The sequence below is a fragment of the Alistipes sp. AF14-19 genome (genome assembly GCF_003461645.1).
In the GTDB taxonomy this organism is placed as follows: domain Bacteria; phylum Bacteroidota; class Bacteroidia; order Bacteroidales; family Rikenellaceae; genus Alistipes; species Alistipes shahii.
Map to the genome: position 1 here is coordinate 122,176 of NZ_QTXM01000008.1, position 13,778 is coordinate 135,953.

The following is a 13,778-nucleotide window of genomic DNA, read 5'->3' on the forward strand; positions in this document are numbered from 1 at the left end:
TTGGGCGGCGAACTCAAAGAGAAAGTCGCGCAGGGCGTGGCGTGGAGCATGGCCGAGAAGATCGGCTCGATGCTCCTCGCGATGGCCGTGCGGCTGGTCATCCTGCGCCTGCTGACGCGCGACATACTGGGCTTCATGTCCATTCCGTCGGCCGTCGTGACGGTGCTGCTGGTGATCGTCGACAGCGGGTTCTCGCAGAGTCTGGTCCGCCACAAAGGGCCTTCGCAGAGCGATTACAAGTCGGTTTTCCTCTTCAACATCGCCGTTTCGGCGGTGCTCTACGGGGTGCTGGTGGCCCTGGCGCCCCTTGCGGCGCGCTGGTACGGCATGCCCGAAATCGCGCGGATCGCCCCGGTTTTCTTCCTGCTGCTGCCGCTCAACGCCCTGTGCGCCGTTCAGAATACGATTTTCATCCGGCAGTTCCGTTTCGCGCTGCTCTCGAAGGTGACCTTCCTTTCGTCGCTGGCGGGCGGGCTTACGGCCATTGCGCTGGCGATGGCCGGGTGGGGCATCTGGAGCCTCGTGGCGGAGCGTGTGATCGCGGTCGGGATGCGGACCGCGCTGCTGTGGTGGTTGAGCGACTGGCGCCCCTGCGGCAAGTGCGGGCTGAAGCCCCTGCGCGAGATGGCGCCGTTCGGGTGCAGTCTGATGGTGACGGACCTGATTTCGAATTTCTATAACAAGATACCCCAGTTTTTTCTCGGAAAACTCTATTCGCCCGCGGTGCTCGGATCGTTCGACCAGGCGGTGAAACTCAAGGATATGCCCGCCGCTACGGGCATTCAGGCCGTGCAAAACGTCACGTTCCCGGCCTTGGCGAAGATCCGCGACGATGCCCCGAAGTTCGCCGAAGGATACCGGCAGGTGGTGATGGTCGTCTCTTACGTGATGTTTCCGATCATGCTGGGCATGTCGGCCGTGGCCCGCGACATGTTCGCCGTGCTGCTGGGCGAGGAGTGGATGCCGACGGTTCCCTATTTCGAGGCGGTATGTCTGGCAGGACTGTTCTCGCCGATCGCTTTGACGGCTTACAATGTGTTGAAAGCAAGGTGTAAGGGTCCGTTGATCGTGCGTCTCGAAGTGGTGAAGAAGATCATTATGACGGCGATTTTCGCCGTGACGATTCCGCACAGCGTGATGGCCGTGGTCTGGGGGCTGGTGGCCATCGCATTCTGCGAAATGGCGGTCAATTTCCTGGCGACGACGCGCTTCACCTCCCTGACGTTCCGGCGTTTCGTCCGTACGCTGCTGCCCGTGGCGCTGGTGTCGGGGACGATGTACCTCCTCGTGCGGCTCACGGCCGCGGCGATTCCCGGCAACGACCTCGTGCGGCTGCTGGCCGAACTGGCGACGGGCGTGGTCAGCTACCTCGCGCTGTCGGCGCTGTTCCGGCTGGAAGCCTTCCGGGAGGTGACGACCATCGTGCGCAGGCAGCTGAAAAAATAAGGTTTGAAACCCAAGGGCCTCTGATATGTTCCGACAACCCGATTCACTCTATGCCGGAGTGTTGCTTTGTTCGGCGATCATTCTCGCGGTGGTCGGCGGATCTCTTTTTTTGCTGCGTATGCCGGGCGATGAACGCCTGCGCAATTACCGCCTTTCGCGCCGTTTTGTCGGCTGGGCCTACTTTTCGCTCGCTTTCACCGATGTGCTGTGGCTGCTCTTCTTGCGGGAGGAGTATGAACTGGATTTCACGCGGATTCTGGTGCTGGCCGTCGCTGCGGTGCAGGCCACGATGTTCTCCGGGGCGCTGGTGACGTTGGTCAACTCCCGTTTTCCGCTTGCGCGGGGAGTTCGCCGTCATCTGCTTGCCGTGGCTGCCGGAACGGCGTCGCTGTTCGGCTGCATGTTGTTCTTTCCGCAGGCCTTTCCGGTGCTTTTCCGGCTGACGGCAGCCGCTTATTGTGTGCAGATAGCCCTCTTTGCGCGGACTTTCGTACGCGAATACCGGGTCTGTCGCCGCAAGCTGGACAACTTTTTTTCGGACGGAGAGATGCGCCGTCTGCGATGGGTGGCCGTGTCGTTTCTGATGACGGCCCTGATCGGACTGACGGCCGCGGCATGGCTGGTGTCGGGGTTAGGGATGCCTTACCTGTTTGCTTTTACGGGGGTCTACATGGTGTTCTACACCTTCTTCGGAATGAAGTATATCAACTATCCCGCGGAGTTCGGGCGGATCGCTCCCGTGATCGCCGACGATGTGCCGGAGCCTTTGGCCGCCGGGGAGAATATCCGTACGGCGCTCGACGAATGGATCGCCGCGAAAGGGTATGTCCGCCCGGGTCTTTCGCTGGAGTCGCTGGCCCGCGAGGTCGGGTGCAACCGCAGTTACCTGTCGCGGTATGTCAACTCCGAGTTGGGGCTTAACTTCAAATCGTGGATACGCGCCCTGCGCATTGCCGAATCGCAGCGGCTGTTGCTGGAGCATCCCGGGGCTTCGGCCCTCGAGGTGGGCGAGATGGTCGGCATCCACGGGAGCAGTACTTTTTTCGCGCAGTTCTCCGAAGTGACGGGCATGTCGCCCGGCGAATACCGCCGCCGCTATGCCGGCGGAGACCCGATCGCCCCTTCGCAAGAATGAAAACAACGCCGAGTCCAGAAACCCGGCGTTGTTTTTTAAGTTCCCGGACTCCTCCGCAGCCGTTTTGCGCTACTTTTATCATCGGATTAAAACGAATGCAATATGATGATGAAAGGATTTTTTACGGCCGCATTGGCCGCATTGGCCGTGTCGGCCGCAGTGCTGGCGCTGGCGGGGTGCTCGGACGGCGGCGGGAACAAGGCGTCACCGGTATCCGGCACGGTCGATATGACCCGGATGACCGCCGATGAGGTAAAGACCGCGATCGGAGCCGCACTCGACGCGGGCATCACCGAATTCAAACTGACGGGCGAGTTTGCCAAGATCGGGATTCCCGCTCGGGTCTCCTTTTCCAGCACCCCTCCGGTCGGCAACCCTTTCTACGACTCCGGCGTGGAAAAGATCGACCTGACCGGCGTGACCGACTGGCCGGAAGTGAATGTGAACGGACGGGTGGACGACGATTTCAACTTTCCCCCGGACGATGTCCGCGGTCTGCCGGCAAGGGCGTTCGACGGACAAAAATATGATAACGGAGCGTTCCATTATGCCTATCCCGCCCTGCGCGAAGTGAGACTGCCCGCCGGAGTGAAAGCGCTCGGCTGTTTGGCATTTTTCGCCTGCCAGGCGTTGAGCTTCGTCTCCTGCGACGGCGTGGAGGAGGTCGGAGTGCAGGCCTTGTCGGGCTGCCCTTCGCTGGAGAGCGTGCAACTGCCCGAGGCGGTTCGGATTTATAACGCAGCTTTCATGGCTTCCGGCCTGACCTCCCTTTCGCTGCCCGAAACGACCCGACTCGGATACAGCGCATTTCAGCATTGCGATGCTCTGACCGAGCTGCGGCTGACAGCAGCAGGGAATATTACCCTGGAAATGGACAGTGGAGCAACTCCTTTCAGCCCGAACTTCGCCAAAGTATGCGATCTTACGCTGAATGCCGACAAGCATTACAGCACCGGCACGGCGGCACCGAAAGCTGCGTCCGCCGACCAATGGGCCACGAACTACTACGGAGATCCGCTTACCTGGAAGAGCATCGCTTTCGAGTGACGCAGGGGTGTTTCGTTATTTTTACCGCTCCCGTTGCTCCCGCATCTGAACGAACGGGCCGCACCCCGGAAGGATGCGGCCCGTTCGTTTCCCGGAAGAATGCGGGTTATTTGTAGACTTTGGGGGTGATGACGCCCCGGAGCACCACCAGCGCATTGGTGACCAGCGCTTCGAGTTCGTTCTCGCCCGGATAGACCGCGATCGGAGCGATGAACGAGCAGCGTTCGCGGATGTACTCCACGACAGGCTCGTTGTAGGCGATGCCGCCCGTGAGGACGATGGCCTGAACGCTGCCCGAGAGGGCCGCGGCCATGGCTCCGATCTGTTTCACGATGTTGTAGCACATGGCGTCGAGAACCTTTTTGGCCCGCTGGTCGCCCTGCGCGATGCGTTCCATGACCTGAATCACGGAGTTGGTTCCCAGGTAGGCCACCAGCCCGCCTTTGCTCGAAATGAATTTCAGCAGCTCCTCTTTCGTATATTGTCCCGAGAAGCAGACCTTGATCAGTTCGCTCGAGGGGATGCTCCCCGCGCGGTCCGGGGCGAAAGGACCGTCGCCGTCGAGCGCGTTGTTGACGTCGACGATACGTCCCTGCTTGTGTGCGGCGACCGAAATGCCGCCGCCCATGTGGGCCACGATCAGATTCGACTCTTCGTACACCCAGCCCATCCGTTCGCAGTGGAGACGCGCCGTGGCCTTCTGGTTCAGGGCGTGGAAGACCGGTTTGCGCGGGCACATCGGCATGCCCGAGATGCGTGCCGCGTCGTCCATCTCGTCGACCACCGGCGGGTCGGCGATGTAGGCCTTGACACCCGCCATGTGGGCGATCTGTGCGGCCAGCAGTCCTCCGAGGTTGCAGGCGTGTTTCATCTGCGCGTTCCGCAGATCGTAGCGCATGCGCGAATTGACTTCGTAGACTCCTGCGGGAATGGGGCGTATCAGTCCGCCGCGGCCGATCACCGCCGAGAGGTTTCTGATGTCGAACGCCTCTTCGCGGAGCGCCGAAAGGATCAGTCCGCGGCGCCAGTCCAGCTGGTCGTTCACTCCGGCGAAGCGGGAGATTTCCTCGGTGGAGTGACGGAGGTTCAATTCCAACAAAGGCCGCTCCTCGTCGTAGAGGGCGACCTTTGTAGACGTTGAGCCGGGATTTATTGCTAAAATTTTGTAGCCCATAAGTTCTCGGTTCGTTTTTAACGTGAGTCCGACGGATTCGCAATGACTGATTGTCGAAGGGTGACTTTCAACCGGGAGGCGTTGCTTCTTTCGTCGGGCTGGTTTAAGATTGGGTTAGGTCCGGATGTCCGGAATTTTATTTTTTTACCGCCAGGCAGGCCAGCGCTATTGAGAAGAGCTTGGTCTTGCTCGTGTCGCCGCGCGAGGTGAGCACGCACGGAACCTTCGTACCCATGACCATCGCCGCCAGTTCGCCGCCGCAGAGGTGCGTGACCGACTTGAAGAAGACGTTGGCCGATTCGAGGTTGGGGAACAGCAGGCAGTCCGGATCGCCGGCCACCGACGAACCCTTGACCTTTTTGTGCTCGGCAACCTCCTTGTAGAGCGCCACGTCCAGCGACAGCGGACCGTCGACGACGACGTTGCCCAACTGGCCGCGGTCGGCCATCTTGGCCAGCAGCGCGCCTTCGGTCGAGGAGATCACGTTGGGGAGCAGCTGCTCCGAGGGGGCGATGCAGGCGATTTTCGGCGTCGCGATACCCAGCAGGTTGGCCGTGCGGGCCAGGTAGCCGATCTGCACCATCTTCTGCTTGAAGTCGGGGAGCGGAATGACCGCCACGTCCGAGATGATCAGCAGTTTGTGGTAGCAGGGCATTTCGACGATAGAAACGTGGCTCAGGACGCCTTTCGGGGGGAACAGCCCGGCCTCCTTGTTGAGGATGCCGCGCATGTATTTGTCGGTCGAGACCAGACCTTTCATCAGAACGTCGGCGTTGCCCGAAACGACCGATGCGACGGCCTGCTGGACGCATTTCACATCGTTGGGTTCGTTGACGATGTTGAAGGCGTTGATGTCGATGCCGTTCTCCTGGCAGACCTGTTTGATAACCTCCTTGTCGCCGAAGAGCGTAGGCTCCACGAGACCCTCCTTATAGGCTTCGTAGACCGCTTCCAGCGTATGCGAATCCTGTCCGTAAGCTACGGCAAGACGTTTTTTACCCCGTTTCCTCGCCTCCTCGACGATTTCGGTAAGATGCTGAATCATGGTGTTGTTACGTTTAAAATTGATATATGCTTTGTTGTTTTGCCTCTATGCTGTCGGCGGTCGTTGCCGCCGCCGGCGTCGTTTGCAAGCCCGACCCCACCCCAAAAACCTCCCGCGGGAGGGGCTTATCGCATGCGGCCGGGATGCGGACGTTATTTTACCAGATTGTAGGTGTCCGTGGCGATCACCAGCTCCTCGTTGGTGGCGATGGTGGCTACCTTGACTTTCGAATCCGCCGCCGAGAGGATCTTGTTCACGCCGCGCGCGCCCTTGTTGGCCGCAGGGTCGAATTTCACGCCCATGAACTCCAGTCCGGTGCAGACCGCCTCGCGCATTTCGCACGAATTCTCGCCCACGCCGCCCGTGAAGATGATCATGTCGACACCGCCCATTTCGGCGGCGTATTCGCCGATGAACTTCTTGATGCGTCCGTAGTACATATCGCGCGCCAGAATTGCGCGGGGATTGCCCTCGTCGTAGGCGCGGTCGATGTCGCGCATGTCGCTCGAAATGTCCGTGAGGCCCTGCACGCCCGACTTCTTGTTCATCATCGTGTTCAGCTCGGCATAGCTCATGCCCTCCTTTTCGCCGATGAACGTGATGGCGCTGGCGTCCACCTGGCCGCAGCGCGTGCCCATCACCAGGCCGTCGAGCGGCGAGAAGCCCATCGAGGTGTCGTAGGACTTGCCGTTGAGAATCGCCGTCACCGAACCGCCGTTGCCGATGTGGCAGGTGATGATCCGCGAGTTGTGGAAATCCAGTCCGGCCAGTTCGGCGCCCACCTTGGCCACATACTTGTGGCTGGTTCCGTGGAAGCCGTACTTGCGCACGCGGTATTTCTCGTAATAGGCGTGGGGCAGGGCGTACATGTAATTCACCGCCGGGATCGACTGGTGGAACGAGGTGTCGAACACCGTGACCTGCTTCACGCCCGGCAGGACCTTTTCGATCGAAAGCACGCCTTCGAGATTGGCGGGGTTGTGCAGCGGGGCGATCTCGAACAGCGAGCGGATCTTCGCCTTAACGTCCTCGGTGACGATGCAACTCTCGGGGAAGAACTCGCCGCCGTGGGCTACGCGGTGGCCGACGGCCTTCACTTCGTCGAGCGACGCGATCACGCCGTGGGCGGAGTCGGTGAGGGCGTCGAGCACGAGCTTGATGCCGGTCGTGTGGTCGGGAATCGGCTGGTGAAGCTCGAACGGCTCCTTGCCGACGGGTTTATGGGTCAGGTCGCCTTCCGGGAGGCCGATACGTTCCACGATGCCTTTTGCGAGCAGTTTGCTCGACGCGTCCTCCATGTCGATCACCTGATATTTGATCGAAGAGGAGCCGCAGTTTAAAACCAGAATTACCATAACTTCTATTTTAAGTTTTTATGTTTTTTCTTCGTCGTTGCGCTTCCGGGCGGTGTTGTCGCCGCCTTCGGCGTCGTTTACAAGCCTGACCCCACCCCGGCCCTCCCTCGGGGAGGGAGATGGCGTACGTTTCATTCGCTTTAGGGCTGCAATCCGTTTGTTTGCGTTTTTTCTTCGTCGTTGTGCTTCCGGGCGGTGTTGTCGCCGCCTTCGGCGTCGTTTGCAAGCCTGACCCCACCCCGGCCCTCCCTCGGGGAGGGAGATGGCGTACGTTTCATTCGCTTTAGGGTTGCAATCCGGTTGTTTACGTTTTTTCTTCGTCGTTGTGCTTCCGGGCGGTGTCGTCGCCGCCTTTGGCGTCGTTTACAAGCCTGACCCGGGCAAATTCAGCCATCTAATTCGCGGCGTTCCGCCGCGTATCCAATTCTAACCCTCCCCTAAATCCCCTCCTCGGAGGGGGCTTGTCGCAGCGCGACCGGGATTTCAGCCGGGATTTAACCGGGTTGCAGGTTATTTTTAATTCTTAATTTTTCATTTTTAATTGCGTGCAATTTGCGCTCCGATCCACATGCCCAGTGCGGCGAAGGCGATGCAGACCGCGACGCTCAACGCAATGTAGGCCGTCGCAGGCCCGTAGTCTCCGGCACGCAGCAACCGCACGGCATCGGCCGAAAAGGTCGAAAAGGTGGTGAATCCTCCGCAGAATCCTGCGATGAGCAACCATCCTGCCGCAGCCGAATTCGTGGTCTCCAGCAGAATGCCGATCAGCAGCGATCCCGCGGCGTTAACCGTGAACGTTCCGGCCGGAAAACCCAGCAACGTGTGCCCTCCGAGCAGCCAGACGGAGAGCATATAGCGGACGATGCTTCCGGCGGCGCCTCCCAGGCCCACGGCGAAAAGTTCACGAATCATAATTTAAATATATGTATTATTTTACGGATGTGCAAATTTAAGCAAAAAATGATTACGAATCGTTCAATTATTTGCCGAAATAAGTGGAATTTTTGTCACATATGGCGTCGGGGTCTTTTGGCGCCGGCCGTCCGGGCCATGCGGCGGCGTCTCCCTTCCGCGAGGGGCGTCGGGGGATGCATCGGTGCGCGGCGACTTCGCTTCTCCCGTGCGGGGCGGAGTCGGGAACGCGGCGGGATGCCGCGAAAACGGCGGGCGGCGGCGTGACCGTCATGGCTCTCTGGTCTGTCCGTTGCCTGAAATCACGTATTTGTAGGTCGTGAGTTCGGGCAGCCCCATCGGGCCGCGGGCGTGGAGTTTCTGGGTCGAAATGCCGACCTCGGCGCCGAACCCGAACTGGCCGCCGTCGGTGAAGGCCGTCGAGACGTTGACGTAGACGCACGCCGCATCGACCCGCCGGGTGAACTCCCGGGCCGTCCCGGCGTTTTCGGTGACGATGGCTTCGCTGTGGCGCGAGGAGTAGCGGGCGATGTGCGCCAGAGCTTCGTCGAGGGAGCCGACGGTCCGCACGGCCAGCTTGTAGTCGAGGAATTCGGTCCCGAAGTGCTCCTCCGCGGCGGGGCGGAGCAGGCACGCGGGGTAGCGGCCTTCGAGTGCGGCGTACGCCTCCGCGTCGGCGTAGACCGTGACGCGTTCGGCGGCCATCGGGTCGCACAGTTCCGCGAGGTCCCGGAGCCGTTCGCGGTGGACGATGAGGCAGTCGAGGGCGTTGCAGACGCTGACGCGCCGCGTCTTGGCGTTGCAGACCACGGCGCGGCCTTTCGTCAGATCGCCGTCGAGGTCGAAGTAGGTGTGGACGATGCCCGCCCCGGTCTCGATCACGGGTATGCGGGCGTTTTCGCGCACGAAGCGGATCAGTCCCGCGCCGCCGCGCGGGATCACCACGTCGACGTAACCCACGGCGTTCAGCAGCGCTCCGGCAGCCTCGTGACCCGCGGGCAGCAGGGTGAAGGCCGCCGGGTCGACGCCTTCGCTGCGGAGCGCCTCGCGGAGCAGGGCGGCGATGGCTTCGTTGGAGCGGCGGGCGTCGCTGCCGCCCTTCAGCACGCAGGCGTTGCCCGTCTTCATCGAGAGCGAGAAAATGTCGGCCGTGACGTTGGGGCGCGCCTCGCAGATCATGCCCACCACGCCGAACGGTACGCGGACCTTGCGGAGGGTCATGCCGTTGGGACGGGTCCATTCGGCGATCGTTTCGCCCTGCGGCGAGGGCAGTCCGGCGACGGATTCCATGTCGGCGGCGATCGAGGCGATGCGTTCCGCCGTCAGCCGCAGGCGGTCGCGCATGGGTGAATCGGCGTCCATCGCCTCCAGGTCGAGGGCGTTGGCCGCGAGCACTTTTCCGGCGTTTTCCCGCAGCAGGGCGGCGGCTTTCGCGACGGTGCGGCTCAATCGCCCGGCGTCGACAAGGGCCAGTTCGTTGCCGGCGCGCCGGGCGGCGGCGAAGATCGTATCGTATTCCATTTTTATTCCAGATATAGGTAATCGCAGTGAATCAGCGGTTTGAGACCTTTGCGGCCGAGGTTGCGGCGGGCCGTCGCACTGTCGCACGAGATGCGGCCCACGCCCAGTGGGGCGCCTTCGGGCGAGAGGATGCGTACGATGTCGTCGCGCTCGAAATCCCCTTCGACGGCCGTGACGCCCACGGCGAGGATGCTCGCGGCCTTGCTCTGCGAGACGGCCGCGGCGGCCCCGGCGTCGAGGTGCAGGGCGCCCTTGGCGAAGCCTTCGCTGCTGGCGATCCACTTCTTGACCCCCGAAGCCGGTCGGGGAGCCGCTTCGAAACGCGTGCATACGACGTCGCGGTCCGTGAGGATCAGATCCGTCAGGATATTGTCGCGGCGGCCGTTGGCGATCACGACCTCGATGCCCTCGCCCGCCGCGCGCGACGAAATGCGGCTCTTGGTCGTCATGCCTCCGCGGCCGCGCGAGGAACGCGCCGTGTCGATGTACTGCGAGAGGTCGCGGCCCGGGGCGACGCGGCGGATGACCTGCGAGGCGGGGTCCGAAGGCGAACCGTCGTAGATGCCGTCGATATTGCTCAAGATGACGAGCGCCTCGGCTCCCATCATCGCCGCCACGAGACCCGAAAGTTCGTCGTTGTCGGTGAACATCAGCTCCGTGACCGAGATCGTGTCGTTCTCGTTGACGATCGGGACGACGCCCGCCGCGAGCATCGCCTCCATGCAGTTGCGCTGGTTGAGGTACTGCCGCCGCGTGGAGAGGCTCTCCTTGGTGGTGAGCACCTGCCCGCAGGCGATGCCGTATTCGTTGAAGAGGTCGTAGTAGCGGTTCAGCAGTTTCACCTGCCCGACGGCCGAGAAGAGCTGGCGGGCCGAAACGGTGTCGATGCGTCCGACGCGGGTTTCGAGCAGGCTGCGGCCCGAGGCCACGGCGCCCGACGAGACGAGGATGAACTCCGTGCCGGCCCGGTGCAGGCGCGCCAACTGGTCCACGAGCGCCGAGATGCGCGTGGTGTCGGGCCGTCCGTCCTCGCGGGTGAGCACATTGCTGCCGATCTTGACGACGATGCGGCGGTATTTTTTCGATTCACAATTCATAATTCACAATTCAAAATCGCTTCGTCCGGACAAACGGATTCGGTCGCCTGCCCCCCCCCTCTCCCGTCATTGCGAGGAGCGTGGCGACGCGGCAATCCGATCAAAGGTCGTAACCTCACAACGCGTCCAGCGGATTCCCACGTCGGTCCTTCGGCTCTTCCCGGAATGACAATCCAATTTTCACCTTTCGTTTCAGGGTTCATATTTATATCCCACGCCCTTGACCGTGACGATGCGTTCGTCGCCGATCTTCTGGCGCAGCTTGCGGATGTGCACGTCGATCGTGCGGTCGCCCACGACGACCTCCGTGCCCCAGATCTTGGCGTAAATCTCCTCGCGGGGAATCAGCTTCCCGGGCGACGAGTGGAGCAGGTCCAGCAGCGCGAACTCCTTGCGCGGGAGGGTGATCTCCTGTCCGTCGCGGATCACCGTGTAACGCTCGCGGTCGACCGTGAGCCCCGGGGCCGGGGCCTTCTCGGGAGGTCTGTCGGCGTCGATGCGCTTGAGGATCGCCTGCACGCGGCTTACCAGCAGCTTCATCTTGATAGGCTTGGTCAGGTAGTCGTCGGCTCCCACGTCGAACCCTGCCAGCTGCTGCCCCTCCTCGCCCAGCGCCGAGAGGAAAACCACCATCGTGTCCTTCAGCACGGGGTTTCGGCGGATCGCGCGGCAGGTCTGCGCCCCGTCCATCACCGGCATCATCATGTCCAGCAGGATCAGGTGCGGACGGCATTCGGCGGCCACTTTCAGCGCCTCGGCGCCGTTTTCGGCCGTGAAGACTTCGTAACCCTCGCGTACGAGGTTGTAACGGACGAATTCGAGGATGTCTACCTCGTCGTCGACCAGCAGGATACGGTGACTCATGGTGTCGGTTTTCGGTCAGGCGGCCCGCGAGGGGCCGTGTGTGCGTAACTTTTTGCGAAGATAATGATTTTCCGGCGAATATTCAATAAATTGTCGTACCTTTGGCCTTTCAACTATTCATATATGATCAACGAAGCTGATTTCAGCGCTTTAGGCCTCAGCGAGGAGATGCTCGCGGCCGTCCAGGCAAAAGGGTTCGAAACACCCACCTCCATCCAACGACTTACGATTCCCCGTCTGCTCTCGGGAGAGAACGACATCATCGCGCAATCCCAGACTGGCACGGGTAAAACGGCGGCTTTCGGGCTGCCGATACTCCAGCAGATCGAGCCTTCGAAAGAGGGCGTGCAGTCCATCATCCTCGTCCCGACGCGCGAGCTGGCCGTGCAGGCCGCCGAGGAACTTTTGAGTTACAACCGCGAGCGGCGGCTCTCGATCACGGCCATCTACGGAGGGGCCGCGATGAGCGAGCAGCTGCGCCGCCTGTCGCGGGGCGTCGACATCGTCGTCGGCACGCCGGGGCGCGTGCTGGACCACATCCGCCGCGGTACGCTCAAATTGGACAAGGTCCGTTTCCTGGTCCTGGACGAAGCCGATGAAATGCTCAACATGGGCTTCGTGGAGGATGTCGAGGAGATCATGGGCCATACGGGCGAAGACCGCCGCGTGCTGCTCTTTTCGGCCACGATGCCCGAGCGGATCATCCGTCTTTCGGAGGCTTACATGCGCAATACGGAGGTGCTGCGCGTGGAGTCGCAGCACCTGACGGCCGACCTCACGAACCAGATCTATTTCGAGGTGCGCGAAGCCGACAAGTTCGACGCCATGACGCGCATCATCGACATCGAACCGGACTTTTACGGCATCGTCTTCTGCCGCACGAAGATCGGCGTGGACGAGGTGGCGACGCGTCTGGTGGCCCAGGGCTATTCGGCCGAGGGGCTGCACGGCGACGTGTCGCAGGCCCAGCGCGAGAAGATTCTCCGCAAGTTCCGCGACAAGGCGGTCAACATCCTGGTGGCGACCGACGTGGCTGCGCGGGGTATCGACGTGTCGAACCTCTCGCACGTGATCAACTATTCGCTGCCGCAGGATTCGGAGAGCTACGTCCACCGCATCGGCCGTACGGGCCGCGCCGGCAACCAGGGTACGGCCATCACCTTCATTTCGGGCGCCGAACTGCGCCGTTTCAACTGGATGATGCGCGACATCAAGGCCGACATCAAGCGGGAGACGCTGCCTTCGCCGCAGGACATCGTGGCGATGAAGCGCGCCAAGATCAAGGACGATTTGCAGGAGATCGTGGCCAATGAGAGCTACGGCGACTACGCCGACATCGCGGCCGAACTGCTCGAAAGCTATGCGCCCGACGTGGCGCTGGGAGCCTTGCTGCGGCTGGCTTTCCGCAGTGAGCTGGATCAGAGCAATTATCCCGAAATCCGTTCGTTCTCGGTTGACCGCAAGGGCAAGGCGCGGCTGTTCCTGGCGCTCGGGGGCCGCGACGGCTACACGGCCCGCCGGATCGTGGAGATGCTCAAGCGCAAGTGCGGACTGCGGGACAAGAATATCGACGACGTGCGTGTCTTCGAGAACTATTCGCTGGTGAGCGTGCCGTTCAGCGACGCCGAGGCGGTCGTGGGGCAGCTCAACGCCTCGGGAGGCCGTCGCCGCATCGCCAAGATTGACGGTTCCGATGCGGAGAACGGCGGCGGAAAGCGGCGCCGGCCGGCTACGGAGGGTCGCAACGGCGGCGAAGGCGCGTCCGGAAGCGAATCGGCCGGAGAGCCTCGTTCCGAGACGCGGGGCCGCAGGAAGGCCGGGCAGCCCGAGGGCGCGGAGGAGTTCCGCTCCGAAAGGCGGCCGCGCAGGGAAACCGCGGAAACGGCGGACGACGCCGGGGAGCGGCGTTCCGTGACGCGGAGCCGGAAAAAGGCCGAGAACGACTGGAACGCGTCTCCGGCAGGCGGCAACGACGGGTTCGACTGGGAGGCTTTCCAGCGTTACGACGATGCCGCGGCATGGGAGAAGCCCAAGCGCGGCGGCGGGACCAGGAGCGTCCGCCGCAGCGGCCGTCCCGTCACCACGGGCCGTCAGGCTGCGCCCAAACGCATTGCCGCAAAGGGCCGCAAGCGCTGACGAAGGGCCGGAACAGACCGGAAAATTGCGCCGCCGTGCTGGGATG

General features: G+C 62.1%; 11 protein-coding genes. 4 read left to right on the plus strand and 7 right to left on the minus strand.

Annotated features, from left to right (window positions below):
* The 3 genes from DWW03_RS08925 to DWW03_RS08935 all read left to right on the plus strand — a co-directional run bounded on the left by DWW03_RS08925 (window position 1) and on the right by DWW03_RS08935 (window position 3,628).
* Entirely contained in the window at window positions 1–1,446 is a 1,446-nt protein-coding gene (locus tag DWW03_RS08925) for a lipopolysaccharide biosynthesis protein (RefSeq protein WP_022061839.1), read from the plus strand.
* 25 nt (window positions 1,447–1,471) lie between these two features.
* On the plus strand, window positions 1,472–2,581 hold the full coding sequence (locus DWW03_RS08930) for an AraC family transcriptional regulator (RefSeq protein ID WP_118406629.1): 1,110 nt from the start codon (window positions 1,472–1,474) through the stop codon (window positions 2,579–2,581).
* A gap of 108 nt (window positions 2,582–2,689) precedes the next feature.
* Window positions 2,690–3,628, plus strand: coding sequence for a leucine-rich repeat protein (locus DWW03_RS08935; RefSeq protein ID WP_195285554.1), 939 nt, complete (start codon window positions 2,690–2,692; stop codon window positions 3,626–3,628).
* 106 nt (window positions 3,629–3,734) lie between these two features.
* Here the strand turns inward: DWW03_RS08935 and buk are convergent, their stop codons facing one another.
* The 7 genes from buk to DWW03_RS08970 form a co-directional block, all read right to left on the minus strand.
* Window positions 3,735–4,802 carry a butyrate kinase gene (gene buk / locus DWW03_RS08940; RefSeq protein ID WP_015546755.1) on the minus strand — a complete coding sequence of 356 codons (1,068 nt, stop codon included), beginning with the start codon at window positions 4,800–4,802 and terminating at the stop codon, window positions 3,735–3,737.
* A gap of 136 nt (window positions 4,803–4,938) precedes the next feature.
* Window positions 4,939–5,847, minus strand: a complete 909-nt coding sequence (locus DWW03_RS08945; RefSeq protein ID WP_022061842.1) for a phosphate acyltransferase — start codon at window positions 5,845–5,847, stop codon at window positions 4,939–4,941.
* Between the two features lie 152 nt (window positions 5,848–5,999).
* A complete protein-coding gene (locus tag DWW03_RS08950) occupies window positions 6,000–7,202 on the minus strand; it encodes an acetate/propionate family kinase (RefSeq protein ID WP_118406630.1) in 1,203 nt (400 codons plus the stop codon).
* Window positions 7,203–7,739: 537 nt separating this feature from the next.
* Window positions 7,740–8,114, minus strand: coding sequence for a fluoride efflux transporter CrcB (crcB, locus tag DWW03_RS08955; protein WP_015546758.1), 375 nt, complete (start codon window positions 8,112–8,114; stop codon window positions 7,740–7,742).
* Between the two features lie 270 nt (window positions 8,115–8,384).
* Window positions 8,385–9,635 (minus strand): glutamate-5-semialdehyde dehydrogenase, encoded by a 1,251-nt coding sequence (locus DWW03_RS08960; RefSeq protein ID WP_022061474.1) that lies wholly within the window; start codon window positions 9,633–9,635, stop codon window positions 8,385–8,387.
* Between the two features lie 2 nt (window positions 9,636–9,637).
* Window positions 9,638–10,732, minus strand: coding sequence for a glutamate 5-kinase (proB, locus tag DWW03_RS08965; RefSeq protein WP_015546760.1), 1,095 nt, complete (start codon window positions 10,730–10,732; stop codon window positions 9,638–9,640).
* Between the two features lie 192 nt (window positions 10,733–10,924).
* Window positions 10,925–11,596 (minus strand): response regulator transcription factor, encoded by a 672-nt coding sequence (locus tag DWW03_RS08970; RefSeq protein ID WP_015546761.1) that lies wholly within the window; start codon window positions 11,594–11,596, stop codon window positions 10,925–10,927.
* A 123-nt stretch (window positions 11,597–11,719) separates the two neighbouring features.
* Here DWW03_RS08970 and DWW03_RS08975 point away from each other — a divergent pair, with 123 nt between their 5' ends.
* Window positions 11,720–13,732, plus strand: coding sequence for a DEAD/DEAH box helicase (locus DWW03_RS08975; RefSeq protein WP_022061475.1), 2,013 nt, complete (start codon window positions 11,720–11,722; stop codon window positions 13,730–13,732).
* Window positions 13,733–13,778: the final 46 nt, after the last annotated feature.

Coding starts and splice junctions, on each gene's coding strand:
- DWW03_RS08930 (WP_118406629.1), top strand. CDS start 1,472: ATGTTCCGACAACCCGATTCACTCTATGCCGGAGTGTTGCTTTGTTCG.
- DWW03_RS08935 (WP_195285554.1), top strand. CDS start 2,690: ATGAAAGGATTTTTTACGGCCGCATTGGCCGCATTGGCCGTGTCGGCC.
- buk (WP_015546755.1), bottom strand. CDS start 4,802: ATGGGCTACAAAATTTTAGCAATAAATCCCGGCTCAACGTCTACAAAG.
- DWW03_RS08945 (WP_022061842.1), bottom strand. CDS start 5,847: ATGATTCAGCATCTTACCGAAATCGTCGAGGAGGCGAGGAAACGGGGT.
- DWW03_RS08950 (WP_118406630.1), bottom strand. CDS start 7,202: ATGGTAATTCTGGTTTTAAACTGCGGCTCCTCTTCGATCAAATATCAG.
- crcB (WP_015546758.1), bottom strand. CDS start 8,114: ATGATTCGTGAACTTTTCGCCGTGGGCCTGGGAGGCGCCGCCGGAAGC.
- DWW03_RS08960 (WP_022061474.1), bottom strand. CDS start 9,635: ATGGAATACGATACGATCTTCGCCGCCGCCCGGCGCGCCGGCAACGAA.
- proB (WP_015546760.1), bottom strand. CDS start 10,732: ATGAATTGTGAATCGAAAAAATACCGCCGCATCGTCGTCAAGATCGGC.
- DWW03_RS08970 (WP_015546761.1), bottom strand. CDS start 11,596: ATGAGTCACCGTATCCTGCTGGTCGACGACGAGGTAGACATCCTCGAA.
- DWW03_RS08975 (WP_022061475.1), top strand. CDS start 11,720: ATGATCAACGAAGCTGATTTCAGCGCTTTAGGCCTCAGCGAGGAGATG.